This is a genomic window from Pseudomonas quercus (genome assembly GCF_012033695.1).
Lineage (GTDB): Bacteria > Pseudomonadota > Gammaproteobacteria > Pseudomonadales > Pseudomonadaceae > Aquipseudomonas > Aquipseudomonas quercus.
Window position 1 is genome coordinate 201,714 of the sequence record NZ_JAAVJI010000001.1, and the last position, 24,459, is coordinate 226,172.

26 protein-coding genes are annotated in these 24,459 nt (G+C 60.8%); 12 read left to right on the forward strand and 14 right to left on the reverse strand.

The genetic code is table 11. The features are described from left to right. Positions 1 to 82 precede the first annotated feature (82 nt). From HBH25_RS00855 to HBH25_RS00870, 4 genes are all read right to left on the reverse strand, one after another. Positions 83 to 844: an anti-sigma factor family protein gene (locus HBH25_RS00855; RefSeq protein ID WP_168080558.1), complete on the reverse strand. Its 762-nt coding sequence runs from the start codon at positions 842 to 844 to the stop codon at positions 83 to 85. Then, positions 841 to 1,347, reverse strand: a complete 507-nt coding sequence (locus HBH25_RS00860; protein ID WP_168080560.1) for a sigma-70 family RNA polymerase sigma factor — start codon at positions 1,345 to 1,347, stop codon at positions 841 to 843. The genes HBH25_RS00855 and HBH25_RS00860 overlap by 4 nt, the downstream gene beginning before the upstream one ends. A gap of 70 nt (positions 1,348 to 1,417) precedes the next feature. Continuing rightward, positions 1,418 to 2,569 carry a M14 family metallopeptidase gene (locus HBH25_RS00865; protein WP_168080562.1) on the reverse strand — a complete coding sequence of 384 codons (1,152 nt, stop codon included), beginning with the start codon at positions 2,567 to 2,569 and terminating at the stop codon, positions 1,418 to 1,420. A gap of 69 nt (positions 2,570 to 2,638) precedes the next feature. Further along, a complete protein-coding gene (locus tag HBH25_RS00870) occupies positions 2,639 to 2,905 on the reverse strand; it encodes a DUF6124 family protein (RefSeq protein WP_168080564.1) in 267 nt (88 codons plus the stop codon). 127 nt (positions 2,906 to 3,032) lie between these two features. Between HBH25_RS00870 and HBH25_RS00875 the strand changes: the two genes are divergently transcribed. Next, entirely contained in the window at positions 3,033 to 3,698 is a 666-nt protein-coding gene (locus HBH25_RS00875) for a LexA family protein (RefSeq protein ID WP_168080566.1), read from the forward strand. Positions 3,699 to 4,216: 518 nt separating this feature from the next. Here the strand turns inward: HBH25_RS00875 and HBH25_RS00880 are convergent. Then, positions 4,217 to 5,158, reverse strand: coding sequence for a LysR family transcriptional regulator (locus tag HBH25_RS00880; RefSeq protein ID WP_168080568.1), 942 nt, complete (start codon positions 5,156 to 5,158; stop codon positions 4,217 to 4,219). A gap of 140 nt (positions 5,159 to 5,298) precedes the next feature. Between HBH25_RS00880 and HBH25_RS00885 the strand changes: the two genes are divergently transcribed. Next, positions 5,299 to 6,510: an acyl-CoA dehydrogenase family protein gene (locus HBH25_RS00885; RefSeq protein ID WP_168080570.1), complete on the forward strand. Its 1,212-nt coding sequence runs from the start codon at positions 5,299 to 5,301 to the stop codon at positions 6,508 to 6,510. A 61-nt stretch (positions 6,511 to 6,571) separates the two neighbouring features. On the opposite strand, the gene xthA is transcribed toward HBH25_RS00885, so the two are convergent. Then, positions 6,572 to 7,384 carry an exodeoxyribonuclease III gene (gene xthA, locus HBH25_RS00890; RefSeq protein ID WP_168080572.1) on the reverse strand — a complete coding sequence of 271 codons (813 nt, stop codon included), beginning with the start codon at positions 7,382 to 7,384 and terminating at the stop codon, positions 6,572 to 6,574. 87 nt (positions 7,385 to 7,471) lie between these two features. On the opposite strand from xthA, the gene HBH25_RS00895 reads away from it, so the two are divergent. Both HBH25_RS00895 and HBH25_RS00900 read left to right on the forward strand, forming a co-directional pair. Beyond that, positions 7,472 to 9,199 (forward strand): autotransporter assembly complex protein TamA, encoded by a 1,728-nt coding sequence (locus HBH25_RS00895; protein WP_168080574.1) that lies wholly within the window; start codon positions 7,472 to 7,474, stop codon positions 9,197 to 9,199. Then, complete coding sequence (locus HBH25_RS00900) at positions 9,196 to 12,882, forward strand: translocation/assembly module TamB domain-containing protein (RefSeq protein WP_168080576.1); 3,687 nt, start codon at positions 9,196 to 9,198, stop codon at positions 12,880 to 12,882. Before HBH25_RS00895 ends, HBH25_RS00900 begins: the two co-directional genes overlap by 4 nt. Here the strand turns inward: HBH25_RS00900 and HBH25_RS00905 are convergent. The 4 genes from HBH25_RS00905 to HBH25_RS00920 form a co-directional block, all read right to left on the reverse strand. Next, on the reverse strand, positions 12,879 to 13,448 hold the full coding sequence (locus HBH25_RS00905; protein WP_168080578.1) for a DUF2589 domain-containing protein: 570 nt from the start codon (positions 13,446 to 13,448) through the stop codon (positions 12,879 to 12,881). The two genes, HBH25_RS00900 and HBH25_RS00905, sit on opposite strands and share 4 nt — an antisense overlap. Before the next feature lie 97 nt (positions 13,449 to 13,545). After that, positions 13,546 to 14,196 (reverse strand): DUF2589 domain-containing protein, encoded by a 651-nt coding sequence (locus tag HBH25_RS00910; protein WP_168080580.1) that lies wholly within the window; start codon positions 14,194 to 14,196, stop codon positions 13,546 to 13,548. An 89-nt stretch (positions 14,197 to 14,285) separates the two neighbouring features. Beyond that, positions 14,286 to 14,669: a Mor transcription activator family protein gene (locus tag HBH25_RS00915; protein WP_168080582.1), complete on the reverse strand. Its 384-nt coding sequence runs from the start codon at positions 14,667 to 14,669 to the stop codon at positions 14,286 to 14,288. Between the two features lie 155 nt (positions 14,670 to 14,824). Then, positions 14,825 to 15,292 carry a hypothetical protein gene (locus tag HBH25_RS00920; RefSeq protein WP_168080584.1) on the reverse strand — a complete coding sequence of 156 codons (468 nt, stop codon included), beginning with the start codon at positions 15,290 to 15,292 and terminating at the stop codon, positions 14,825 to 14,827. 389 nt (positions 15,293 to 15,681) lie between these two features. On the opposite strand from HBH25_RS00920, the gene HBH25_RS00925 reads away from it, so the two are divergent. Both HBH25_RS00925 and HBH25_RS00930 read left to right on the forward strand, forming a co-directional pair. After that, complete coding sequence (locus HBH25_RS00925; RefSeq protein WP_168080585.1) at positions 15,682 to 15,870, forward strand: hypothetical protein; 189 nt, start codon at positions 15,682 to 15,684, stop codon at positions 15,868 to 15,870. Positions 15,871 to 15,918: 48 nt separating this feature from the next. Then, positions 15,919 to 16,929, forward strand: a complete 1,011-nt coding sequence (locus tag HBH25_RS00930; RefSeq protein WP_168080587.1) for an Ldh family oxidoreductase — start codon at positions 15,919 to 15,921, stop codon at positions 16,927 to 16,929. An 18-nt stretch (positions 16,930 to 16,947) separates the two neighbouring features. On the opposite strand, the gene HBH25_RS00935 is transcribed toward HBH25_RS00930, so the two are convergent. Further along, the gene (locus HBH25_RS00935; RefSeq protein ID WP_168080589.1) at positions 16,948 to 17,262 is read right to left on the reverse strand and encodes an ElaB/YgaM/YqjD family protein; all 315 of its coding nucleotides are present in this window, start codon (positions 17,260 to 17,262) and stop codon (positions 16,948 to 16,950) included. A gap of 107 nt (positions 17,263 to 17,369) precedes the next feature. On the opposite strand from HBH25_RS00935, the gene HBH25_RS00940 reads away from it, so the two are divergent. Then, the gene (locus HBH25_RS00940) at positions 17,370 to 17,624 is read left to right on the forward strand and encodes a hypothetical protein (RefSeq protein WP_168080591.1); all 255 of its coding nucleotides are present in this window, start codon (positions 17,370 to 17,372) and stop codon (positions 17,622 to 17,624) included. Positions 17,625 to 17,626: 2 nt separating this feature from the next. Here the strand turns inward: HBH25_RS00940 and HBH25_RS00945 are convergent, their stop codons facing one another. Further along, positions 17,627 to 18,100 (reverse strand): LEA/WHy family protein, encoded by a 474-nt coding sequence (locus HBH25_RS00945; protein WP_168080593.1) that lies wholly within the window; start codon positions 18,098 to 18,100, stop codon positions 17,627 to 17,629. A gap of 72 nt (positions 18,101 to 18,172) precedes the next feature. Here HBH25_RS00945 and HBH25_RS00950 point away from each other — a divergent pair, with 72 nt between their 5' ends. Continuing rightward, complete coding sequence (locus HBH25_RS00950) at positions 18,173 to 18,475, forward strand: hypothetical protein (protein ID WP_168080595.1); 303 nt, start codon at positions 18,173 to 18,175, stop codon at positions 18,473 to 18,475. Positions 18,476 to 18,491: 16 nt separating this feature from the next. On the opposite strand, the gene HBH25_RS00955 is transcribed toward HBH25_RS00950, so the two are convergent. Beyond that, complete coding sequence (locus HBH25_RS00955) at positions 18,492 to 19,445, reverse strand: D-2-hydroxyacid dehydrogenase family protein (RefSeq protein ID WP_168081419.1); 954 nt, start codon at positions 19,443 to 19,445, stop codon at positions 18,492 to 18,494. Positions 19,446 to 19,457: 12 nt separating this feature from the next. Next, a complete protein-coding gene (locus HBH25_RS00960) occupies positions 19,458 to 20,492 on the reverse strand; it encodes an alpha/beta fold hydrolase (RefSeq protein WP_168080597.1) in 1,035 nt (344 codons plus the stop codon). Between the two features lie 88 nt (positions 20,493 to 20,580). Here HBH25_RS00960 and HBH25_RS00965 point away from each other — a divergent pair, with 88 nt between their 5' ends. The 4 genes from HBH25_RS00965 to HBH25_RS00980 all read left to right on the forward strand — a co-directional run bounded on the left by HBH25_RS00965 (position 20,581) and on the right by HBH25_RS00980 (position 24,459). After that, positions 20,581 to 21,627 carry an AraC family transcriptional regulator gene (locus tag HBH25_RS00965; protein WP_168080599.1) on the forward strand — a complete coding sequence of 349 codons (1,047 nt, stop codon included), beginning with the start codon at positions 20,581 to 20,583 and terminating at the stop codon, positions 21,625 to 21,627. A 70-nt stretch (positions 21,628 to 21,697) separates the two neighbouring features. Continuing rightward, positions 21,698 to 22,459: an SDR family NAD(P)-dependent oxidoreductase gene (locus HBH25_RS00970; protein ID WP_168080601.1), complete on the forward strand. Its 762-nt coding sequence runs from the start codon at positions 21,698 to 21,700 to the stop codon at positions 22,457 to 22,459. 14 nt (positions 22,460 to 22,473) lie between these two features. Next, entirely contained in the window at positions 22,474 to 23,661 is a 1,188-nt protein-coding gene (locus HBH25_RS00975) for an acetyl-CoA C-acyltransferase (protein WP_168080603.1), read from the forward strand. 21 nt (positions 23,662 to 23,682) lie between these two features. Then, complete coding sequence (locus HBH25_RS00980; protein ID WP_168080605.1) at positions 23,683 to 24,459, forward strand: enoyl-CoA hydratase; 777 nt, start codon at positions 23,683 to 23,685, stop codon at positions 24,457 to 24,459.

Sequence of the window (24,459 nt, forward strand, 5' to 3'; positions counted from 1 at the left end):
GCTCATTTACAGCCAGTAAACTCCGCTTCCTCGCTGGCTTTTTCCTTGCTTGGCCTTCGCTCGCCGACTTTTCGTACAAACCCTAGATGCCTTCACCCATGGCCTGTTCGAGTGCCTGACGGGTCGATAGCCCTACGCTGCTGACCATGGCGTAGTTGTAGGTGCGGTCTGACCAATAATCGGCCTGCAGTTCGCCATCCCTGCGCGTACCACGCGGCAGCCTGTGATAACCCGGCCCCGGTGGCCTGACATAGAAACTGGCATGCTCGCCACGGGCGTTGGTATACATCACCATGACAGCAGGCCCTTGGTCGGTGTTGAGAAGGCGTGCGCTTCCAGGCTCGAACCCGGCCGCGGACAGGTCCGGCAAGCGCTGCGCGTGGTTGAAATACCGGTCAAGCCAGGCCTGGAGGTCGTGACGCTGCTGTGTGGTGTAATCGGCGGGCAACACGCCTTGCACGGCAAACAGGCGATACGCTTGAAGGGCATCGGTCATTGGCGCCGCAGCCAGCCGCGTGCTGTCAGGGCCACGTGCTTGCCACCCGCCTACAGCGCCGGCGCCTATAGCGATCACCAGCACGGCGGCCTGTGCCAGTCGACGGGAGCGTCGCTGCCACACCCGGCGCTTGAGAATCGCAGGGTCCAGAGGGCTGTCTATCAGGCTTTGAAGAGGGCCGCTCCACGCAGCCCGCAGGCGGTTGGCATCACGTTGCCACGCTTGCACCTCCTTGGCTGTTTCGGGGTGTTCGGCCAGCCAAGCCTCCAGCCGCTGGCGGTCCGCTGCACTTAAGTGCTGATCAACGTAGGCATGAAGGTCATGTTCGCTAGGGGGCAGGGCGATCATTTGTAAATCCGCAGGGCAGGTGAGGTGATATCACCGTCAGTGAGTTTGTGTAGCGCTTTGCGGGCACGGGAAAGCCGCGACATGACGGTGCCCAGGGGCAGTTCCAGCATCACGGCGGCCTGTTGGTAGGAAAGCCCTTCTACCGTGATGGCGAACAGCAGTGCTCGCTGCTCTGGCTTCAACTGATTGAAGGCGCCCAGTGCTGCCTGGGCCACGACGGTGCGTTCAGCGGATGGCAGAGCATCATCACGTTGGCTAAACAGCGCCAGCATGCTGGCATAGCGCTTGGCGCTGCGATGGCTGTCTACGAACCGACGGTAAAGGATCGAAAACAGCCACGCCCGAAGGTCACCGTCTGCGCGCTTGCCTTTCCACCGCGTGAGCGCACGCTCCAATGTAGCCTGCACCAAGTCCTCAGCGTCGTGGCTGTTGCGGGTTAGCGACAGTGCGAAGCGCCGCAGCCGAGGCAACAGCTCACGAAGTGAATCCTCAAGGTCGTTCATGGCATCACGCATAGCGGGGCGAATCAGCTAGACGCCCCTTTGGCCGGTTTATTCCCGCCTGCGCTGTTGATCAGTCGCGAAGCATAGGGGCGAGGGTGCTGATGACCTTGAGCATGTCTTGCGCCAATTGCGCCGAGCGCGCGCCTGACCAACCCGTCTGGGTATTGGGCGCGTCCAGGTGATCCTTGAAAGGCATTTCCAGGGTCATCGACAGGCAATCAAAACGTTGACCTATAGCATTGCAGGCCAGTGTCATGTTGGCCTGGCCTGGCTCATCTCGTGTATAGCCATGCACCTGCTGGAAATCGGGAGTCTGCTCGCACAGCGCTTGGCGAAACCGGGCTTCCAGGCGGGCGATACGTGGGGTATACCCAGGGTTGCCTTCGCAGGCGGCGGTAAACACGTGGGGAATCTCTTCGTCGCCATGGGCGTCAATGAACAGATCGACCCCGTAGTGCACCATATGCTGCAACGCAAAGTGGACTTCAGGCGTTTCCTCAGGCGTTGCGTTCTGCCAGGCACGGTTGAGGTCCCTCCCAGCCGCATTGGTGCGCAAGTGGCCATGGAACGCGCCATCAGGGTTCATGTTCAGGATCAGGTAGAGCTCCACCTGTTGCAACAGCGTCTGCATCCACGGTTCGGCACGCTCCAATGCGGTGACAATGCCTTCCATAAACCATTCGGCCATGTGCTCCCCAGGGTGCTGCTGTGCGATCAGCCATACCTTGCGCTTGTGTGCGGCCCCGTTTCCCATCCGGAAAAGCGGTAACACTCGGCCCTCAAGCGAATGGCCGACCGCCAATTGCTCCATGCCCACTACCTGACGAGCGCGCTCCAGCAAGGCCTGATGGCGCGCTTCACGGTAGGGCTCGAAGTAGGCGAACGACATAGCCGTGCCTTGTGCTTCGGTGCTGAATTTCAGGGATTGCCCATCGTAGTGGGTCGGTACCCTGAACCACTGCTCGCCGTCGACCGAGGCAACAGCCTGGTAGCCTGACCAGGCATTGGGGTAGGAGGACTGGCTGGCGTTGCCAAGCACGAAGGTATATTGCTGGCCGAGGGTAAGCCCCTCGGCACGGAAGTGAAACCATTGCAGGTGCGCGCTCTGGCCGTCCGGGCGGATGGCCAGGCGGAGGTTGGCCGGGTCGGTAGTGTCCAGTACCTGAATGTTTCCGGTGTCAAAATTCGCGTGAATATCGATACGGGTAGCCGTGGCATGCATGGGGGTTTTCGCTCGAGAACAAAATCGAAGTGTACACCTGCTACTTGCCTTGGCTCACCCCTTCACCCATTACTCGCTGGCCGGGGTGGGTGGTGCATCGTTCCCATCGGCAGGCTGTTCCAGGCTGCGCACCACGAGTGCCCTGGCCATGTCCACCAAATGCACCACACTCAGTGCCAGGTGCCGAGCTTGCCCATGTTGCTGGTCAGCACTTTCATAGGCCACGGCAGAGGCACAATGTAACAAAGCGTCAGCGTGAGCAAGCACCTCGGACAGTGGCAGCGAGGCAGCGAGGGATGAAGCCTCGAACGTTGGATGTGTAGGCATGGCCGGCATAGAGGCTCCATAGGCAGTAGGCGAAACAGGCAGGTCGCAGTATAAATTACGGACAGTAGTGATCGAGCCGATAATCTATTACAGAGGATGTATGGCTCTTGGCATTTCGGCCAGTAAGGTACGCGCCATGGACACTTGGATCGATATAGTCAAAGACAGAATGCGCCAGCGGCGCCTGACACAGGAACAGCTGGCAGAACGTGTCAATTGCTCCCAAGGCGCGATCAACCACTGGCTCAGTGGCAGGCGCAAGCCAGACCTGGATACCATGAACCGCATTCTCAGAGAGCTGGGCGAGAAAGACCTGGAAGTCGTTCAGGTGCTGCGCGTGAATGAACAGTCTGGCCGCTACGACCTTGGGGCTTCTGAGGGCATGCCACCCGGGGTGCTCACTCAGCCGGGCTTTCGCTATCCCTTGCTGAAATGGGCGGCGGCTGCGGACGACAAGCCTTCTATTGCGGCCTACAGCACTGGCCTTAGCTACCTGTCGGACTACCAGGCGGCCGGGCCAGCGTTCTGGCTGGAAGTCACTGGAGAAAGCATGAGCGCAGCCCATGGCAGAAGCGTACCCGCAGGCTCGTTGATTCTGGTTGACCCTTTCATGAGCCCTGAAGTCGGCCACCTAGTACTGGTAAGCGTACCGAACCAGCAACAAGCTGTTTTTCGTGAGCTCAGGGAAGAGGGTGGGCGCCGTTACCTGCGTGCGTTGAACCCAACCTGGCCAGTGCTGAGCTGGGAAGACGGTTGGCAGGTGAAGGGCACAGTGGTAAGAGCGATGCTGGTACTGGCTTGATCGAATGCAGAGAGGGGAGCCGAAGCTCCCCTCAAGGTGTGTCGCGATCGCTGTTCTTATTGTTTTCAGGCTGCCTGTTATTGTTTTTGAGTGGCGAGCCCGTGCAGGTATCGCAGGCCCCAGTCAGGCCTAATAGCAAACGTATTTTTTTGAGCGCTGATCCGCCTTCACCTCAAGTCCAACTTCGCACCGGCTGCCTCAGGGCAGTTTTATTCTTGTGTGGTCAGTGGTGGGCAAAGCCTTGGAAAACACATCCTCCTCAAAAAAATCTGCTGGCTTCGTCTCTGCCGCGGTTGTTCTTGTTATGCCAGAGCCGTTCGTGTTGTTTTTATTATGGGTACAGGGTTTTTCTTGTTGTTGTGCCAGAGATATAGCAGGTGGCGTGCCAACTTACTGAAAGTCAATGAATTCAATAGGTTGCCCACAGCCTCAGGTTGCGCCTTGGTCCTGTGCAGGTGCCAGGTGTTTCCAGGTTACCCGTTCCAAGTCCTGTTGGCGGACCACAGGTAACACTTGTTTCACCCAACCACCGGGGCAGGGCTGGCGGCCCTCTGTTCAGGTGCCATGATGTCAGCGCACAGCTCGATAAGCTGCTCGCGCATCCACCTGTTGGCAGGGTCCTGGTCGGTACTTTCGTGCCAGTACAAATGGGTTTCTATGGTATTTACGCTTGGCAGAGGCAATGGGGTGAAAGGCAAGTCATGCCGCCTGGCAAAACGCTCAGGCACTGTAATGACCATGTCGGTCTGCTGCAGCACCTGGGCCGCCATCATGTAGTGCTGGGAGCGCAAAGTGATCTTGCGCTGCCGGCCCATCTTGCCTAGTGCCAGGTCTACTTCACCTAGCCCGTTTCGGCGGCTGGAGATATGAATGTGCCCTTGGGCCAGGTATCCCTCAAGGGTAAGTGGTTTGCCCTCCAGGGGGTGGCCCCGGCGCATTGCACAGACATAGCGGTCTTCTGTCAGCTTCACGTGCCTGACCTGCGGGTCGGTATTCAACGGCGCATCTACAGCAAAGTCCAACCGGCCTGCGGCCAGCTCCTTGGTGGTATCTCGCCGCTTGCACAGGAAACTTTCAATCACCAGCGCCGGCGCGTGGCGGCGAAGCCGGCGCATCAGGGGCGGTAACACCACGGCTTCTATGAGGTCAGCCATGCTGATGCGAAAGGTCTTGCCGGCATCGGCTGGGTTGAATACTCGGCTTTCCTGAACAGACACGCGCAGCAGGGACAACGCGTTTCGGACATCCCCAACAATGTTCTGCGCCATGGGCGTCGGCACCATGCCTTGAGCTGTGCGCACGAACAGCGGATCGTTGAAGGTTTCCCGCAACCGCGCCAGTGCATTGGAGACCGCAGGTTGGGTGATGCCTACAATCTGACCGGCGCGGGTAAGGTTGGCTTCGGTGTAGATCGCATCAAAGACGACGAACAGGTTCAGGTCGATCTTGCTCAGGTTCATGCTCGGCTCACTGTTGTCCCTGATGGGCTTGATGTTACTTATGAATGTTTATATACCAGGATAATAGGCTCGCCAAATGATACGAGTGCGCCCTAGGATCATTCGCTCCGGCCAACAGTTGTGTTTTAGGCGAGCGTTACATGGACTTCGCGTATTCCCCTCGGGTTCAAGCACTGCGCGCGCAGGTTGCGCGTTTCATGGCCACGCATGTCGTACCGGCAGAGGCCTGTTTTCTTCAAGAGCTGGCCCAAGGTAACCGGTGGCAACCTACGGCGACCATGGAGGCACTCAAGCGCCAGGCGCGTGATGAGGGGTTGTGGAACCTCTTTCTTCCCAAGTCCGAGTTTGGGGCAGGCTTGACCAACCTGGAATATGCCCCGCTCGCGGAACTGATGGGGCGCTCGGTGTTGGGCTCTGAGCCTTTCAATTGCTCAGCGCCCGATACGGGCAATATGGAAGTACTGGTGCGCTACGGAACGGCCGAGCAGAAGCGACAGTGGCTGGAGCCTCTGTTGAGTGGAGACATCCGTTCGGCTTTCGCCATGAGCGAGCCGGATGTTGCCTCGTGCGACGCTACCAATATGCGTGCTACCGCGATCCAGGAGGGGAGCCATTGGGTATTGAACGGACGTAAGTGGTGGACCTCCGGCGCCTGTGATCCTCGGTGCCGCGTGATCATTTTCATGGGCCTTACTTACCCTGGTGCGCCGCGTCATTGCCAGCATTCCATGGTGCTCGTACCCATGGATACGCCGGGGCTGCGGGTGGTCCGGCCATTGTCGGTATTCGGTTACGACGATGCGCCCCACGGGCATGCTGAAGTCCTGTTCGAGCAGGTCAAAGTGCCGCTGAACAACGTGATACTAGGGCCGGGAAGGGGGTTCGAGATTGCCCAGGGCCGGTTAGGCCCAGGCCGGATTCACCACTGCATGCGCTCGCTGGGCATGGCCGAGCGAGCGCTGGAGCTGGCGTGCCAGCGTGGCCTTTCACGTGAGGCGTTTGGAAAACCCTTGGCAATGCTGGGGGGCAACGGCGACCTGATTGCCGAGTCGCGCGTGGAAATTGATATGGCACGCCTGCTCACGTTGCGCGCCGCCTACATGATGGACACGGTCGGCAACAAGGTGGCACGCAGTGAAATTGCCCAGATAAAGGTAGTAGCCCCTAATGTTGCACTCCGCGTGATCGACCGGGCTATCCAGCTGCACGGCGCTGCAGGGGTAGGCGGTGACACGCCCTTGGCCTATATGTATGCCATGCAGCGCAGCCTGCGCCTGGCCGACGGCCCTGACGAAGTACACCGTGCCGCTATCGCCCGGCATGAATTGGAGCGTTATCGCCCTGCCGGTTGAAACCAAGGGCAGCCCGGCGGCCACCGGCATGCGGGTATTAGCCGTGACTGCTGATCCGCCCTTATGCTAGCTCCAGCCATATGGGGGCGTGGTCGGACGGCTTGTCCATGCCTCGCAACTCATGGTCGATCCCGGTGCCTTTTACACGAGGCAATAGCCCGGTGGAGGCCAGTATCAGGTCAATTCTCAGGCCGCGTTTTGGAACGTCCTCGAAGCCACGGCTGCGGTAATCGAACCAGCTGTAGAGGTCGCTGACGTCAGGGTTCAGGTGGCGCCAGGTATCCACCAGGCCCCACTGCCTTAGCCGCCCAAGCCATTCACGCTCTTCTGGCAAAAAGCTGCATTTGCCCGTGCGCAACCAGCGCTTGATGTTTTCCGGACCAATACCTATATCGCCGTCTTCGGGTGAAATGTTCATATCCCCCATCACCACTACCGGTTGCGATGGCTGGTAGCGATTCTCCAGCAGCCGTTGCAGGTCGGCATAGAACTTAGACTTCGCGGGGAACTTGGTAGGGTGATCACGGCTTTCCCCTTGAGGAAAATAGCCGTTCATGACCGTGATGGCGTTGCCATTGTGGTCTTCATACTGGCCCTGGATAAACCGGCGTTGTGCGGTTTCGTCATCCCCTTCAAACCCCTTCTCTAGAGCCAACGGGGGCTTGAGCGACAGGAGCGCTACGCCATAGTGGCCCTTCTGGCCATGGATATGAACGTGATACCCAAGGTCGCGGATGCTTTCTACAGGAAACTGATCGTCAGCCACCTTGGTCTCTTGTAGCCCGATCACATCGGGGCGGTGCTTTTCGATCAAGGCAGCCAATTGGTGCGGTCGCGCGCGAAGGCCATTGATATTGAACGAGACGATTTTCATGACGCGACCACCTTGCAAGAAAAACGCAGATGCTAACGGAGCCGACGTGCTCAAGCCAGCACGCGGATCCGTGATAGGATCGCGCCCATGAGGTATCCAGGACGAACAGGCGGCAGTGTGATACTTGCCTGCCTGGCAGCAAACGCCGCGGCTGAAAGCCGCCTTCAGGTGGACGTGACCCCGCCCGATGCTGCGTTGCGGGCCAATATCGAGGCGTATATCGGCAGTGTCGCGGACCGTGATGCACCTGCCTTGCAGCAGATGCGCCGAACCGTCGAAGCCCAGGCCCACAGTGCCTCAGAAGCACTGGGTTATTATCAGGCCCAGGTCGATACCGAAGTGACGGTGGGCCAGAAGCCAACCCTCCACGTGCGGGTAAAGCCAGGAACACCCGTTCACCTGCGAGATGTTCTCATCGTGGTGCAAGGGCCCGCGTCGGCCTTGCCTGAATTCAAAGTACCTGATAGCTATGCCTTGGCGCCCGGTGCGACGCTTAATCACGGGCACTATGAGGATGCCAAGCGGCTGATCCAGACCCAGGCTTCACGGTTTGGCTTCTTCGACGGTCACTTCGAGCAGCAGCAACTACGGGTCGATCCCGAGGCCGGCGTGGCGGACATTGCCCTGCAATACCAGAGCGGGCCTCGTTATCGGTTCGGCGACGTGCGTTACAGCGGAGACTCGATCATAGACCCCGGCCTGCTGCAGCGCCTGGTGCCGTTTCATGCAGGAGCCCCCTACAACGCAGACCTGGTTGCGCAGCTCAACCGAGACCTTCAAACAAGTGGCTACTTCCAAGGTGTCGCCGTGGACGCTTCGCCTCAGAAGGCTCAGGGGCACGTGGTGCCGGTAAACGTGGCGCTCACAGCCCGAGCCCCGCGCACGCTGGGCCTGGGGGGTGGGTTCTCTACTGACGTGGGCCCGCGGCTGAGGGCTAACTGGACACGCCACTGGGTCAACCCGCAGGGCCACAGCTACGGTGCCGAGGCGGAGTTGTCCGCGCCTCGACAGAACGTAGGCCTGTGGTATGACGTACCCTTGGCCTCCCCCCTGACGGACAAGCTGCGCTACGCCGCCGGCTACCAGTATGAAGAAATCGCCGATACCGACAGCCTGAGCAAGCTGCTGACCGTGGGCCCTGAATGGCATACCCAGCTAGACAGTGGATGGCAGCGGGTAATCTCCTTGAAGTGGCAGCGCGAACAGTACCGCCTGGGTGACGACACGGGTTTGAGCAACCTGGTCATGCCCGGCATCAGCTATAGCTACCTGCACAGTGACAATAAAGTGGACCCCAGCCATGGCTACCGCCTGGAATTCGATGCCCAGGTGGCCAAGGAGGGTATGCTCTCCGATGCCAACCTGCTCCACGGCAATGTCCAGTGGCGAGGGTTGACCACCGTGTTCGAAAAACACCGTTTCCTCGGCCGGCTGCAGGTGGGCGGGAGCGCCACGAACGGTTACAAGGCCATTCCACCCTCCCTGCGCTTCTTCGCCGGTGGCGACCAGACCGTGCGTGGGTATGACTACCAGAGCCTGTCCCCGGAAAATAGCGATGGCGACAAGATCGGTGGCCGCTACATGGTGGCAGGAACCGCTGAATACCAATACAGCGTGGCGCCTAAATGGCGGATGGCAGCCTTTATCGACCAAGGCAATTCATTCAACAGCCTGGACCTGCCCAGTTTGAAAACCGGGGTAGGGGTGGGGGTACGTTGGGTATCGCCTGTGGGGCCTATACGGGTAGACATAGCCCAAGGCCTGGACGACGACGGGGGCGTGCACCTGCACTTCTCCATGGGGCCTGAACTATGACGCGCCGCGGGCGCTGGGCCCTTGGAGGAGGGTTAACCATCATTGGCCTGTTCACGGTGCTGCTAGCAGTAGTGACAGCGGCTTTGAATACCCAGGCGGGCAGTCGCTGGATACTGGGCAAGGTGCCAGGCCTTGAGGTCGAGGGCTTCGAAGGGCGGCTGGGTGGCCACTGGCAAGCCGACCGCTTGAGCTGGGCGGGGGCAGACGGGCTGAAGGCTGAAATCATCGACCTGGGCGTGACCTGGACACCCGGCTGCCTTTGGCGGCTCACCTTATGTGTCGATCATCTGCAGGCCGAACACGTCAATGTCGCGCCCGGCACGCCCGCAGCCTCCCCAGATAACAACAGCCCATTCCAGCTGCCGGATCTGGATATGCCCGTAAGCCTTGAGCTGGGCGAGGTCCATATCGGCCAGGTCAATTACGCCGGGCAACCCTTGTTGAGCCAGGTCAACCTGGCGGCCGACTGGGGCGCGGCAGGGTTGCAACTGGGCCAATTGCAACTGACGTATGGAGACATGCGGCTAGGCCTGGAGGGCACCCTTCGTCCCCAGGGCCAATGGCCAATGAATGCACAGCTGAGCCTGGCTTTGCCTACCGTGGATGATCGAGCGTGGCAATTGCAAGGTACGCTCACAGGCGAGGTTGCCGGTACGCTTGCACTGGCAGCCAAAAGCACCGGTTACCTGGACGCTACGCTGGCGGCTTCCGTACAGCCTCTGGCAGACCATCTGCCGGCGCAGGTGTCTGTGACCTCCGAACGTTTCACGGCCGACCAGTCCTTGCCTGCCACCCTCACGCTTCAACAGATTGCGCTGAAGGCTAAAGGCAATCTCAAGGATGGGTATGCCGTCCAGGGCGATGCACATCTACCGGGCGAACAAGGCGTGGTGACGCTGCTACTTAAAGGCAACGTCAGTGCAGAACATGCCAGGGTGGACGAGCTGAGCCTGGCTCAGGACGCCACCCACCGCGTGCAGATCACAGGTAACGCCACGTGGGCGGACGGGCTAGCGGCCGAGGCCAACCTGGACTGGCTCGACTTCCCTTGGGCGAGCCTTTACCCCCAGCCTTCGCCGCCCCCGGTCAGCGCTCGCACTGTCAAGGCTATGGTGCGCTATGGGCACGGCAACTATTTGGGCAACCTGGCCGGTGACTTCCAGGGGCCTGCCGGGCCGTTCACGCTGACAACACCGTTCAGTGGGGACATGCAGCACGTGGTGTTACCGCAGTTGCAGTTGATGGCGGGGCAAGGCCAGCTGGCGGGGCAGCTCAAGCTTGGGTTCGCCGAGGGTGTATCCTGGGGCGCGAACCTTAACCTTTCCAACCTGAACCCTGCGTATTGGGTGGCCGCCATGCCTGGGAAGCTAGGCGGCACCCTCACGAGTGAAGGCCGCTGGCAAAACGACGTACTCGACCTGGCTGCCCAGTTTGGGCTCACCGGCCAGTTGCGCGGGCAGCCTGCCAATGCCAAAGGCACTGTGAATGGCAAGGGTAGCCAATGGCAGGTAGCGGGCGTGGACGTGAGCATGGGGCTGAATCACCTGACCGGCTCCGGTCGTAGCGGTGAGCGCCTGGAGGGCACGCTTGCCATCGCCGCACCTCGCCTGGATCAGCTTTGGCCTGGCCTGGCAGGCGCCGTCAAAGGCCAACTGAACCTGGCCGGCAGCCTTGTACGGCCCCTGGGCAAACTGGTGTTGCAAGGGCAACAGTTGGCCTGGCAGGAGAACCACATTCGTGGCTTGTCGCTGGATGCCCAGCTTGACGGCCAGCAGCAGGGTGCCTTGAACCTTACGGGCACAGGGCTAAGTGCCGGTGCGACCAACCTTGGGACGTTGTCGCTCAAAGGCAACGGGGATGCCAAACGGCATTCGCTTCAAGCTCACTTGGAGGGGCCTGAGCTGGTGCTAGCGCTGACCGCAGCAGGTAGTTGGCTTGATGGGGCATGGAAAGGGCAATTAGGTAGCAGCCGGGTGGCCAGCCATGGCCAAGCCTGGGTGCTGCAGTCGCCTGCCTTGCTGCAGCGCCTGGCAGACGGTACGGTGACGGTGGGTGCCCATTGCTGGCGCTCAGGGCCTGCAAGCCTGTGTGCCGATAATCAGCAACTGGCCCCTGAACCACGCATTCGCCTGCACCTCAAGGATTTCCCCATGGCCAGCCTGCAGCCTTGGTTGCCCGACACCCTGAGCTGGGAGGGCAGCGCCAATGCTGACGTGAAACTGGACATGGGCAAGGCTGGCCCCCAAGGCCAGCTGGTTGTCGATATCAGCGGCGGAACGCTGTCAGCCCAGCAGGGCACACAGCGGTTACGGTTCCCCTACGATACGCTTCGGCTGGTCAGCAACATCACGCCTCGCAACGTAGGCAACGTCCTTGATTTTGAGGGTCGCAGGCTGGGGCAGCTGCATGTGAAGGCCAGCGTAGACCCCTTTGGCCCACAAAAGGCGCTGAGCGGGAGCTTCCATCTCAATGGCCTGGACCTGGCAATATTGCAACCTATGATTGAACAGGCAGACCAGGTCGCAGGCCACCTCGACGGTGATGGGCAACTGGGTGGCACGTTGCAGGCGCCCCGTGTGGACGGCCTGTTCAACTTGGCCAATGGCCAGATATCGGGCCCTGGCCTGCCCCTAAGCATTGAGGCCTTGAACCTTCAGGCGCGTATGGGGGGTGACCACCTGGAGTTAAAGGGCGGCTGGCGCAGTGGTGCACAGGGGCAGGGCACCATTACGGGCGAGCTGGACTGGAGCGATGCCTTGCGCCTGGACATGGGCGTACGTGCCAGCCGGCTACCGGTGGATGTGCCGCCTTATGCCCAAGTGGAGGCAGGTGCAGACCTTCGGCTGGTCATGGCGAACCAGAAGCTGGCTGTCAGCGGCGATGTGAACATTCCCAAGGGTACCGTGACGGTACGCCAGCTCCCGCCCTCTACGGTCAAAGTATCTCAGGACACGATCGTGGTAGGGCGTGAGGCACCTGCCTCCGTTCAGGCCGGCATGGCCATGGACATCAATGTGATCGTAGGGGAAGAGAAGCTGGCGTTCAGCGGCTTCGGCTTGCAGGCCGACATCGCCGGGCGGTTGCATATCGGCAACGACTTGGACACGCGAGGTGCTTTGGAGCTGCGTAACGGTCGTTATCGTGCGTACGGGCAACGCCTCACCATACGCCGGGCACGCCTTTTCTTTACGGGACCTGTAGACCAGCCCTACTTGGACGTGGAAGCCGTTCGCCAAACGGACGATGTGACGGCGGGTATTCGTTTGAGTGGCAGTGTCCAGCAGCCCTCCAGCGAGGTGTTCGCCGAGCCTGCCATGAGCCAGGAGCAAGCCTTGTCCTGGCTGATCCTTGGCCGCCCACTCAACAGTGACGGTGGGGACAATAATGTACTGGCCCAAGCCGCGCTTGGCCTAGGCCTGATGGGCAGTGCGTCTACTGCAGGAACGCTGGCAAAAAACCTGGGCATCCAGGATTTCCAACTGGATACGCAAGGCAGTGGCAATGCAACCAGTGTGGTGGCTAGCGGAAACCTTACTGACCGATTGACCCTGCGCTATGGCGTAGGGGTGTTTGAACCGGCCAGTACAGTAGCACTGCGCTATGCACTTACACGTCAGTTATACCTTGAAGCGGCCAGCGGCGTGGCCAGTTCACTGGACCTGTTTTACAAGAAGGATTTCTAATCCCCTGAATGTTCTACATCCTGTGCCTCATCAGGCAAAGGTGCGGCCTGGGGGGCTGATCTGCGCAGGGGGGTGATGAGCTGGGTATATTCCTCCAGCAGTCGCTGCACGGCCTCTGGTGGATCACACGCTTTGAAGGTCAGGCTGATCTGTACTTCATCGGGGTTGCGCTGGGCCGGGTCCCGGCGCAACCCGCCCAGGGTCACATAGAAGCGTTCGGAATTGAGTTCGCCGTTTTCCAAGGCATGGGTGACCGCCTCGGCTTCGGTTCCGGTGACCTTGACGGACAGGTCGACATTCATCGTTTCCAAGGCCAGGCCACGGGGTGCGACTAGCGTAATCAACGGTACCTGCATGTAATGCTGGGCATCCAGGGCGACTTCTACCATCTTGGCCCGCATAGGGGTTCCGAGGTCGTCTGGGTCGTAGTCGAAGAATTGATCAAAGAGTTTGATGTACTGCTGAGCTATGAGGGAGTTGGCACTGCTGGCGGCCTCATGCAGGCCCCGGGTAATGTCGCGCAGGTCGCTGGAGACCATGGGTTCTTTTCTGGAAAACAATCCCATCAGGGAGTCTCCTTGGCAAGGAGTAACGCCGCAGTAGCGGCGTTACCAAATCACGCAGAATGGCTGCGGCGTTATAGTGCCGTGTCATTTACCTGCGCTATACGGCGTTTTTCTCGGCTTCGGTAGTCTGGAGCGCCAGGGCGGTATTGCCATACTTGGATTCCTCGCTGTTAAGGGCCGACGTACCCAGGCGAACTGGCTTTGCTGCGGCTTCGGTCAAGGCATCCATTACCCTCATCAAGGCTTCAGGCGGGTCCAGGCGAACTACTTTGGTGTTGAACGCATAGCGGGCGCGCGTATCCGTCTTGCGCGTTTGTGTGCTCTTGTGACTCATCTGGCCTTTAACAGCCATTTTGAACGGCCCCCAGCCTAGCGAAGCGGCCATTTCGCCACCTTTCTGCGTCTCGGTGGCTTCTTCCGCTGCTTGGCTAATGGTCAGCTCGAACTCGACCGTACCCTCGCTGATGGCGATATTGGGGTGAGTAACCGCTGCCAGCAGCGGTATCTGCATCGACTTGGCAACGGTCCCTTTATAGGTGCCGTTTTCGTCAGTGATCGTTTCGTCGTAGTCGAACTTGACCGCTACGGCCTTGCCATCCTTGATGCATACGCCCAGGAGGAAGTCCGCATAGGATTTACTGGCGGCCGTCTGAGCCTGGATCATGGCTTGCAGTGGGCCTGCAATCATACGGTCCAGAGGCAAAGCGTTGATTACCGAGCCTATCAGCCCGTTGTCGATCGTAGACATTATGGATTTCCTTTCCATGAATAGAGGTAGCGACCTATGGCCGCACGGCTACAGTGCGGCTCTTCACGCCTAGGTTAAAGAAGGAAGGCCTACGCAGGCATTGCACTCTGGCTGCGCCGGATGTTGCCGATCTGCCGCAGGCTCAATCCGTAGCGGTTTGCCAGTTCGGCACGTGACCATCCCTGGGTACTTTCTTCCGCGATACGACGATCACGTAGTTGGCGTTCGAAATGGTCAGCCTTGGGGATCTCTAGGGAGGTCCCGGCAAAGCGCGCCGTCAAGGCCGCAAGGGCGGCTGGCGGCAATAGGTTGGCCAGGGCCGAGCGTTCAGGGTTTTTTGGAATGTAGCGCGGCCGGCCACCGTACAGCTGCGTCAAGCGGTAGGCATGTTCCACCCCCACACAGTCGATCAAGGCGCGCAGAGAGAGCGGTAGACGTGTGGTATCAACCTGGTTTAATTCAGCAGTATCCATGATGAAGTCCTTTCAAAGGGATCCGTGAGTGCCCTGTGGCGTGATGCATTTTGCGCACGCCCCCTGAGCTCCCGCAGCGTCAGGATGTACGCCCAATGCACATGAAAGCGCTCCGCGCTGTGTCAGAAACAAGCATTGGCTGCGTAGGAAGATGTTTATTCGCAGGGTTGGGTGCTGTGCAGGCCGACGAAGGTAAGCCCCGCATCTTCAAGGCGGGCATTTCGTGTACTGTCTGGGGCACCTCGCCATTCAATGGTAAGGCACACCGCCGTCAGTACTTGGCCATCTGCCGTCCCTGTGACCTGAGGGGAAAAGTCCCTACGCAAGTGCACACGTGTCTGCCCTTTTACCTGCACCTGATGAGGGTCCACGAGGGTGTGGCGCACCGCTGTGGGTATCTCTCGCATGGGCAAGGTGAACCGTGGCTGACGACCCGTGGGTTCGAAATGCCCCGCTGCACGGGTTCTGGACCACAGTTGCTGCCATTGTGAACTGCCCGCGCGGTCAGCCAGGCGTGCACTGGCCTCCCGTAGTTCGGTCTCGGTCAAGGTGTGAACAGACAGCGCCGCTGCAGGTGCCGCAACGCTTGCAAACAATACTGCAGTGAGAAGAGAAGTACGCATGGAGAGGGCCCTCCTTAGAGTGGGCCACTGAGCCTGCACTCCAACGGATGGCGTAGTAAGCGGGAATAGATTGTTCTGGAACTGTGGGGTAACACCCTTCAACGAGGCTGTGTGAAGCCAGGGCCGCCTCCGTCAGGGCCACCGCCGTGACCACCACCGCCATGACCGCTACCACCACCGCCTGGTGGCATAAACAACCAGCAGCCACTAAGGCTGGCGGTCAACAACACGGGAATCAGCCAGCTGATTGGACGCAACATTGCATAGCCCTCTTGATGTAAAGCCCGCACTGCATGAGCGGGCGCGGTACTATGACGCCAGTGCAGTAGAAATATTGCCCGGTGTTGGTTTCCACTTGGTAAGTATCTGGATACAAGCAAGAGTGCCTTATGACAAACATGCAACGCCTGAAATACTCCTTACTGCTGTCTCTGGTGATCGTCGCCATCATGCTGGGCCTGTCTTGGTTGCAAGTTCAGGGGCGTATCGATGAGAAAACGTTTCAGTACTTGGCCATCGGGGTGGCGGTGGTTGCCGTTATCATCAATGGCGTGATGCGTCGCAAGGTCCGCCGATAACCTAAACGTGCGGATTACATGAAGCCGCTGTAAACAGAGGTAAAAGCCGTGTCGCACGAACAGACCCTGAGTTACAGCGAACTTGAGTCGTTGCTGGCAACCATCTTCCGCAAGCATGGCGCCTCACCTGCCGTGGCGGCGGTGTTGGCTGCCAACTGCGCTGGCGCCCAACGCGACGGCGCAGAGAGCCATGGCGTCTTCCGTATGGCGGGTTACCTCTCCACCCTGGCAAGCGGCTGGGTGAACCCGGCCGCAGTGCCGGTGGTAGAAGACGTGGCGCCGGGGGTAGTGGCAGTGGACGCCTGTAACGGTTTTGCTCAGCCGGCATTGGCGGCTGCGCGCTCGCTACTGACTCATAAGGCTAGAAGCGCGGGCATTGCGGTGCTTGCCATCCGCAACTCCCACCATTTCGCGGCATTATGGCCAGACGTGGAGCCTTTCGCTGAGGAGGGGCTGGTAGCCTTGAGCGTGGTGAATAGCATGACCTGCGTGGTGCCGCACGGTGCTGTGCGCCCCGTCTTTGGCACCAACCCTATTGCGTTCGCAGCACCCTGTGAGGGGCGCGAGCCATTGGTGTTTGACATGGCGACCAGCGCGCTGGCCCATGGCGATGTACAGATTGCAGCCAGGGAAGGGCATGACCTGCCGGAAGGTGCCGGCGTAGACGCTTCCGGGCAGCCCACGCAAGACCCTCGTGCGGTCCTGGACGGTGGGGCCTTGTTGCCATTCGGGGGGCACAAGGGTTCGGCCTTGTCGATGATGGTAGAACTGCTGGCCGCTGCATTGACCGGCGGCCATTTTTCGTTCGAATTCGACTGGGCAGAGCACCCCGGCGCCAAAACGCCTTGGACGGGCCAGTTGATGATCGTAATCGACCCTTCAAAAACCGGAGGCAACCGGTTCGCAGCGCGTGCACGCGACCTGGTGCAGCAGATGACCGAGGCGGGTGTAAACCGCCTGGCCGGTGATCGGCGCCACCGCCAACGGCAAGCAGCCCTGCGCGAGGGCATTACGCTTGCGCCCGGCTGCCTGGCGCAGTTGCAGGCATGGGCGCAGTAAGCAGGGGGCGTGAAAGGGTCAGCCGCGGCGGTTGATCAGCATCGCCGCCATGGCACCCACGGCTGTGGCAATGCCCAGCGCTTTGAGCGGGTTGGCCCTGACATAGGCTTCTGTACCTTGCAGCGCAGGCGCCGCACGCTCGCCTAGCTGGCGCACCAGTACCGCGGCCTGTTGCATTGCCTGGTCCAGTTGTCGGCGTGCTGCACGGCCACGCGGGTAACCGGAACGGCCTTCAAGCAAGGCTTCGGATTCATTCACCAAGGCCGCCAGTTCACTGAACGCCTGGTCCATGATTTGCTCATCCATCAAAGGGTTAGAAGGTTTACGGGCCATGGCGGCTTCCTCGTTTGCGGCTGTGGTCAATCGGATTGCCTGCAGCCCTGAAAGTTGCAGAGGGGTGTAGACTACGCGGCTTCGAACAATCCCAGGAGGTAGGGTGCATGAGTTTGAATCTTGCCAACAAGTCATTCGATGAACGTTTGGCCATCGAGACAGAAAAGGCTCGCCATTTTGAAAACTGGAAAGCCAACCTGGGCCGTGCAAAGGCCGAGGCTGCACGGCTGATTGGTGAAAAACCTCGCCGTAAAGGAAAGTGGGCAGAGTGGGTGCGCTCGGAACTCGACCAGATGTCACCACCCGACTATGCCAGCCTCGTACGCACCGAAGTCAACAAACTGATGAGTGCGGCCCGCTAGGTTCAGGGCTTCGGCCCTTGCGGCGACAACAGACGCGTGTCCAGCTTACCGCTGTCGGTAAAGCGCACAGCGCCTGACCACCCAGGTGTATCCAGCTTGCCATCCACTCGGTAAGGCATACCTTCCCCTACCTGAAGGCTGGCCAGCCCAACCGCCTGGCGCAGCACGGAAAAAGCGGACACCGTGACCGGTACGCTTATCAAGGCTTCACTATACCCGGCCAGCGTGCCTTGGGCCGGGCTGACGCCGCTGGCCAGAGGCTGGCCGTTCACCTGCAGTGCAAGGGCTACCCCGGAATAATCGATGGGGTCGCGGTTTGGGTTCTGGACGCGCAGCTGTACCAGCAGGCGCCATTCGAGGTCTGCGCCGGTGGCAGGGTTGATACCTGCCACCTGCACGACCAATGGGTCCCTGGGCGGGAACAAGGCGCAGGCACCAAGGCTCAGACACAGCAGTGACAGCAGTAGGGCTTTCATGGCCACCTCCGTAAACAGTGCTACTGCGACCTTGGCAAATGCCCCTGCGTTCGACCCATTCGAGGAAGCTACATGAAACGTGCACGCTTGACCTTGGCCGCCTTGACGTGGGTATTGGTGGTGCCAGCCCTTTATGCTGCACCGGTACAACCGCCAGGCCAGCCTCAAACCCGGCCTGGGGTCAACGCCAACCCGATGGGCAGCCCTATACGGCGCATCAACCCCAATAGCCGGCAGGGCACAGTACCCAACAACCCGGCCCGCCCAGAGGCCTCCCAAGGTCGGCCGCCCACACTGGAGAATGGAGGTGTCGGCAATGGGCAGCGCTTTCCCGCGCCCGCTTCGACACCTGGCCAGCCAAGCGAACAACGTTAAGCCGCTTAGGCGATGTCTAGTTCGCGCTCAGTACCCGTACCGGGTCGCCGTTGTGCCAGGCGATGATGTCTTCGATCATGGCCGTGAAGAAGGCCCTGTAGTTGTTTTCGGTGACGTAGCCGATATGGGGCGTTGCCAGCACGTTAGGCAGCCGACGGAACGGGTGGTCGGCAGGCAAAGGCTCCTGATCGAACACATCCAGCGCTGCACCGCCCAGGCGTTCGGCTTCAAGCGCCGCGATCAGGGCTTGCTCATCCACGATAGGCCCGCGTGACGTGTTAATGAGCAGCGCGCCTGGCTTCATCCAGGCCAAGGCCTGAGCATCGACCAGGCGGCGGGTACGGTCGCCAAGCACCAGGTGGATACTTACGGCATCGGCCTGTTCAAACAAGGCTTGCTTACTGACCCGCTGCACACCCACCGCCTGCGCGCGTTCCTCCGTGAGGTTTTCGCTCCAGGCGATCACCCGCATGCCAAAGGCTTTGGCATAGCCGGCCACGGTGCCACCTATGCTGCCAAGGCCCAGCAGGCCTAGCGTTTTGCCGTGCAAGTCGCTGCCCAGGCTTGTCTGCCACCCGCCCGTGCGCACGGACTGCGCCTCCTGCACCAGGTTGCGACTAAGTGCCATGAGCAGCGCCCAGGTCAGCTCCGGTGCCGCCTGACGGTAGCTGTCTCCGCCACACACTGTAATGCCTTGCGCTGCTGCTGCCTTGAGGTCGATGGCCGCGTTGCGCATGCCTCCGGTTACCAGCAGTTTGAGGTTTGGCAGGCGGCGAATGAGCTCGGCATTGAACAGCGTGCGCTCACGCATCACACAGATCACCCCATAGGGCGCCAGCCGTTCAGCCAGGGTGTCTGCATCGGCAGGGTAATCGTGGACAAACACCACTTGGCCTACCGCCGCCAAGGGGCTCCAGTCCACCACCCCTTGGGCCACACGTTGCCAGTCATCCAGTACTGCAATGCGCAGTTCGCTCACGGGTTACTCCTGGTTATCGACAAGGGCAGGAACAGGTTGGGCCAACCAGGCCAGCATAGCCTTGTGGAACTGGTCTGGCTGCTCCATTTGCGGGGCGTGGCCTAAGCCTGGGAACTCCACCAGGGTTGCCCCAGGAATGCGCTGGCTGGCTTGTTTGCCCAGCACGTCATAGTGCCCGAGCTTGGCCTTGACCTCGGGGGGAGCGATGTCGCTGCCGATGGCCGTGGTATCGGCGGTGCCGATGAGCAGAAGCGTCGGCACCTTGAGGCGGTCGAGTTCATAGACTACCGGCTGGGTGAAAATCATGTCGTAGATCAACGCTGAGTTCCACGCCACCACGTTATGGCCAGGGCCTTGGTTTAGGCCCGCCAGCATGGTTACCCAACGCTCGTAGGCGGGTGCCCAGCGGCCCCCGTAATACGTCTTGCGCTCGTAATCACGGATGCTGTCGGCCGTCAGCCTGGTTTCTCGGGCAAACCAGTCATCCACGGTGCGATAGGGCACGCCCAGTGCTTTCCAGTCCTCAAGCCCGATAGGGTTCACCAGCATCAGGCGCTCGGTGTCTTCCGGGTACAGCAAGGCGTAGCGAGTGGCAAGCATGCCGCCGGTGGAGTGGCCCAGCACAGCGGCGTCCTTGATGCCCAGTTCATTGAGCAAGGCGTGGGTATTGCTGGCCAGTTGCTGGAAGCTGTATTGGTAATGCTCTGGTTTGCTTGACGTACAGAAGCCTATCTGGTCTGGGGCGATGACCCGGTAACCGGCGCCTGTCAGTACCTTGATGGTGGCCTCCCAGGTCGCAGCGCAAAAGTTTTTGCCGTGCAGCAGCACAATGGTGTGGCCGTTGGCTTTGCCAGCGGCGGCCACGTCCATGTAGCCCATCTGGAGTTCCGTACCCTGAGACTCGAAGCGGTAATGCTGCAAGGTGTAGGGGTACTCGAACCCTTCCAATTGGGCGCCGTAGACCGGGGGCGTATCTGCCGCGTGGGCAGTGGAAGCGAACAGCGCGGCGAGGGCATAGGCAATCAGGGGCAGGCGCATTGCAACGTTCCTTGGGCAGAGGATACAAGGCAGGACCAGGAAACGGGTTCAGGGTTCAGCACTGACTTTCCGGCTGCCGCACTCTACCATGGACGCTTTACAGCTCAGGCATACCCCTGTGAGCAAGGACAGCATCTCTATCGCTCTGGTGCGCGAAGCACTGCTGGCAAGCCCCGAAGCGCGTGCCGCACAGGCCCTTTCACAGGCGGCGATCCCTATGGCCTGGCTGGGAAACGCTCAGGCCAGGGTGCCGGTCAGTACCTATGCCTCACTGTGGCATGCGTTGGCCGAAGGGCTCGACGATGAGTTCTTCAACATGGGTGCCCGGGCGCTGCCGGTGGGCAGCCTGGCCTTTATCTGGCGTGCTGCACAGGGCCAGGGCAGCGTGGCCCAAGGCCTGACCCTGGCGCTTCAAGGCCTGCACCTGATGCTGGGGCTTTCGTCAGTGCTTGAGCAGCAACACAACCTGGCCCAGGTTTGCTTTAGCGGGTTCACAGCACCGGCGCGCCCGTTCGCCTGTTTCACCTTCTGGATGATCGTGCATGGCCTCACCTGTTGGCTGGCGGGGCGCCGGGTGCCCATCCTCGCCGTGGACCTGCAAGCCCAGGCCCCTGAGTGCTGCGACGATTACCGGCGCTTCTTCGGCGACAACCTGCGCTTCGGGCAACCCCACACGCGGCTGGTATTTTCTGCCGACTGCCTCGATCAACCGATACGCCGCACCGACGCTGACCTGGACCGTTTCTGCGCTCAGTTACCTGGCAACTTGCTGGTCAGGTATCGAAACACCGGGGGGCTGGCACAGCGCGTACGCGAGCGCTTGCAAGCTACGGCAGCGGCTGATTGGCCAGACGCTCCAGCGTTGGCTGCCGGCTACGGCCTGTCGGTAGCCACGTTGCGCCGGCGCCTTGCGCAGGAAGGGCAGAGCCTGCAACGGGTAAAGGCCAGTGTACGCAAAGCGCGCGCCGTGGCCTGGCTGGCGGAAGAGGGATGCAGTATTGGGCAGGTGGCCGAACGGCTGGGCTTTGCCGATGAGAGTTCGTTTTACCGGGCCTTCCGGCAGTGGTTCGGCTGCAACCCTGGCCACTACCGGGCGCTGATCCAGGGTACTGGCCAAACCGCTCACGGCAGGTGAGCGCCGTGGCTATTGTGCGTGGCTGAGTTTAGCCTGAGCATCAAGCCTCTCGTACCTGGCGGAGCGCTCCATGGATATTCGGAACAACAGCTTCATCGTCAGTGGGGCGGCCTCAGGGTTGGGGGCCGCGACTGCACAGGCGTTGGTCGAAGCCGGAGGGAAGGTTGTACTGGCCGACCTGAACGCGGCGGCTGTCGCGGCGATGGCAAGCACCCTGGGGATGCCCCATGTAGCGGCGGACATCACGGATGCTGTTCAAGCACAGGCGGCCGTGGACAAAGCCCTGGAGGCCTTCGGGGCCGTTCATGGGCTGGTCAACTGTGCCGGCATCGTGCTGGGCGAACGCATACTGGGGCGCGACGCCCCTCATGGGCTGGAGGCATTTGCCAAAGTAATACAGGTGAACCTGATAGGCAGCTTCAACCTGCTGCGCCTGGCTGCAGCGGCGATGGCGAACAATACGCCCGATGCTAATGGTGGGCGGGGCGTGATCATCAATACGGCGTCGGTGGCGGCCTTCGACGGGCAGATCGGCCAGGCCGCCTACGCCGCCTCCAAAGGGGCTGTGGCCAGCCTTACGCTACCGGCGGCACGGGAGCTGGCACGGCATGGTATCCGTGTGATGACCATTGCCCCGGGGCTGTTCGAGACGCCCATGATGGCTGGCATGACTGACGACGTAAGGGCGTCGCTGGCCGCAGCTGTGCCGTTTCCACCACGCTTGGGCAAGCCGGCCGAGTACGCTGCTCTGGCCCTTCAGATTGTCGCTAATGACATGCTCAATGGCGAAGTGATTCGCCTGGACGGCGCGCTGCGTATGGCCGCGCGCTGAAGGAGTACCACACGATGAATGATGACCCGGTTGTGATCGTTAGTATTGCCCGTACCCCTATGGGTGGGCTTCAAGGGGTGTTGAGCGGGTTGAGCGCTACTCAGCTGGGTAGCGAAGCCATTGCCGCTGCCGTGGAGCGAGCCGGGGTAACGCCTGAATCTGTCGACGAGGTGCTGATGGGCTGTGTGCTGTCCGCCGGCCTGGGCCAGGCACCGGCACGGCAGGCCGCGCTGGGCGCAGGCTTGGGTAAGGCAACGCCTTGCACCACGCTGAACAAGATGTGTGGGTCGGGTATGCAGGCCGTTATCCTTGGCCACGACCAACTGATCGCAGGCAGCGCCACCGCGGTGGTCGCCGGCGGCATGGAAAGCATGTCCAACGCGCCGTACCTGCTAGCCAAGGCACGCCAGGGCTACCGCATGGGGCATGGGAACATCCTTGACCATATGTTCCTCGACGGCTTGGAAGACGCTTATACGCCTGGCCGTCTTATGGGCACGTTCGCCGAAGACTGTGCCAGTGCCGAAGGCATCAGTCGCCAGGCCCAGGATACCTACGCTTTGGCCTCACTGGCGCGTGCACAGCAGGCCATGCACGCGGGGGAGTTTGCGATGGAAACCGTGCCGGTGACGGTACAGGTAGGCAAGGTGACCCAGCTCGTCGACCAGGATGAGCAGCCCCCCAAGGCCAGGCCCGAGAAAATCCCTACCTTGAAGCCGGCTTTCCGGGAAGGCGGCACGGTCACGGCGGCCAACGCCAGTTCAATCTCTGACGGTGCTGCCGCGCTGGTGCTGATGCGCCAAAGCCACGCCCGTGCGCAAGGGCTTGAGCCGCTGGCGGTCATTCGAGGCCACGTGGCCTTCGCTGATGAGCCCGCGTTGTTTCCCCTTGCACCGGTCGGGGCCATCAACCGCCTGATGACACGTACGGGGTGGTCGCTGGCAGACGTCGACCTGTTCGAGATCAACGAAGCCTTCGCTGTGGTGGCGCTGGCGTGCATGCAGCGGCTGGAGCTGCCCCACGAAAAAGTGAATGTACGGGGCGGGGCCTGCGCCTTGGGCCACCCGATTGGTGCCTCAGGCGCACGCATTCTTGTTACGCTGGTGGCAGCCCTGCGCCATCGCAGGCTGAAACGCGGCGTGGCTGCCATCTGCATTGGTGGTGGTGAAGCCACGGCCGTGGCGGTGGAAAGCCTGGCTTAACCCTCAATAAAGGAGCATGTGATGTCCGAGTTTGAAACCATTGTGCAGGCGGTGCATGGCCGTGTGGGGCTGCTCACTTTAAATCGCCCACAGGCGCTCAATGCCTTGAATGCCCAAGTGGTAGACGAGTTGAACCAGGCGCTAGACCGTTTTGACCAAGACCCTGGCATCGGGTGTGTGGTGTTGACTGGGTCGGAAAAGGCCTTTGCCGCGGGTGCGGATATCAAGGAAATGGCCGAGCTCACGTATCCAGGCATCTATGTGGATGGCCTGTTCCGTGAAGCTGACCGCATCGCTGCCCGCCGTAAACCCCTGATCGCTGCGGTGGCGGGTTACGCGTTAGGCGGCGGCTGCGAGCTGGCCATGATGTGCGATTTCATTCTGGCGGCGGACAACGCCCGCTTTGGGCAGCCGGAAATCAACCTGGGGGTGCTCCCGGGCATGGGCGGTACCCAGCGCCTCACCCGCGCCATCGGTAAGGCCAAGGCCATGGAACTGTGCCTTACCGGCCGCCTGATGGGGGCCGAGGAGGCCGAGCGAGCTGGGCTGGTAGCTCGTATTGTTACCACCGCCGACCTGTTGCAGGAAGCGTTGAAGGTGGCTGCCGTGATCGCTGAAAAATCCCTGCCTATGAGCCTGATGGTAAAGGAAAGCGTAGAGCGTGCCTTCGAAGTCAGCCTGGCCGAAGGCGTGCGCTTCGAGCGGCGGCTGTTCCATGCGGCCTTCGCTACCCAAGACCAGAAAGAGGGCATGGCTGCCTTTATCGATAAGCGCACGCCAGGGTTTACTCATCGATAA

Excerpts from the sequence above, each read along its gene's own strand:
- HBH25_RS00945 (WP_168080593.1), bottom strand. The coding sequence starts at position 18,100 with ATGAAAGCCCTACTGCTGTCACTGCTGTGTCTGAGCCTTGGTGCCTGC.
- HBH25_RS00925 (WP_168080585.1), top strand. The coding sequence starts at position 15,682 with ATGACAAACATGCAACGCCTGAAATACTCCTTACTGCTGTCTCTGGTG.
- HBH25_RS00940 (WP_168080591.1), top strand. The coding sequence starts at position 17,370 with ATGAGTTTGAATCTTGCCAACAAGTCATTCGATGAACGTTTGGCCATC.
- HBH25_RS00920 (WP_168080584.1), bottom strand. The coding sequence starts at position 15,292 with ATGCGTACTTCTCTTCTCACTGCAGTATTGTTTGCAAGCGTTGCGGCA.
- HBH25_RS00975 (WP_168080603.1), top strand. The coding sequence starts at position 22,474 with ATGAATGATGACCCGGTTGTGATCGTTAGTATTGCCCGTACCCCTATG.
- HBH25_RS00980 (WP_168080605.1), top strand. The coding sequence starts at position 23,683 with ATGTCCGAGTTTGAAACCATTGTGCAGGCGGTGCATGGCCGTGTGGGG.
- HBH25_RS00885 (WP_168080570.1), top strand. The coding sequence starts at position 5,299 with ATGGACTTCGCGTATTCCCCTCGGGTTCAAGCACTGCGCGCGCAGGTT.
- HBH25_RS00915 (WP_168080582.1), bottom strand. The coding sequence starts at position 14,669 with ATGGATACTGCTGAATTAAACCAGGTTGATACCACACGTCTACCGCTC.
- HBH25_RS00965 (WP_168080599.1), top strand. The coding sequence starts at position 20,581 with ATGGACGCTTTACAGCTCAGGCATACCCCTGTGAGCAAGGACAGCATC.
- HBH25_RS00905 (WP_168080578.1), bottom strand. The coding sequence starts at position 13,448 with ATGGGATTGTTTTCCAGAAAAGAACCCATGGTCTCCAGCGACCTGCGC.
- xthA (WP_168080572.1), bottom strand. The coding sequence starts at position 7,384 with ATGAAAATCGTCTCGTTCAATATCAATGGCCTTCGCGCGCGACCGCAC.
- HBH25_RS00865 (WP_168080562.1), bottom strand. The coding sequence starts at position 2,569 with ATGCATGCCACGGCTACCCGTATCGATATTCACGCGAATTTTGACACC.
- HBH25_RS00880 (WP_168080568.1), bottom strand. The coding sequence starts at position 5,158 with ATGAACCTGAGCAAGATCGACCTGAACCTGTTCGTCGTCTTTGATGCG.
- HBH25_RS00855 (WP_168080558.1), bottom strand. The coding sequence starts at position 844 with ATGATCGCCCTGCCCCCTAGCGAACATGACCTTCATGCCTACGTTGAT.
- HBH25_RS00860 (WP_168080560.1), bottom strand. The coding sequence starts at position 1,347 with ATGAACGACCTTGAGGATTCACTTCGTGAGCTGTTGCCTCGGCTGCGG.
- HBH25_RS00970 (WP_168080601.1), top strand. The coding sequence starts at position 21,698 with ATGGATATTCGGAACAACAGCTTCATCGTCAGTGGGGCGGCCTCAGGG.
- HBH25_RS00960 (WP_168080597.1), bottom strand. The coding sequence starts at position 20,492 with ATGCGCCTGCCCCTGATTGCCTATGCCCTCGCCGCGCTGTTCGCTTCC.
- HBH25_RS00950 (WP_168080595.1), top strand. The coding sequence starts at position 18,173 with ATGAAACGTGCACGCTTGACCTTGGCCGCCTTGACGTGGGTATTGGTG.
- HBH25_RS00895 (WP_168080574.1), top strand. The coding sequence starts at position 7,472 with ATGAGGTATCCAGGACGAACAGGCGGCAGTGTGATACTTGCCTGCCTG.
- HBH25_RS00935 (WP_168080589.1), bottom strand. The coding sequence starts at position 17,262 with ATGGCCCGTAAACCTTCTAACCCTTTGATGGATGAGCAAATCATGGAC.
- HBH25_RS00870 (WP_168080564.1), bottom strand. The coding sequence starts at position 2,905 with ATGCCGGCCATGCCTACACATCCAACGTTCGAGGCTTCATCCCTCGCT.
- HBH25_RS00875 (WP_168080566.1), top strand. The coding sequence starts at position 3,033 with ATGGACACTTGGATCGATATAGTCAAAGACAGAATGCGCCAGCGGCGC.
- HBH25_RS00900 (WP_168080576.1), top strand. The coding sequence starts at position 9,196 with ATGACGCGCCGCGGGCGCTGGGCCCTTGGAGGAGGGTTAACCATCATT.
- HBH25_RS00910 (WP_168080580.1), bottom strand. The coding sequence starts at position 14,196 with ATGTCTACGATCGACAACGGGCTGATAGGCTCGGTAATCAACGCTTTG.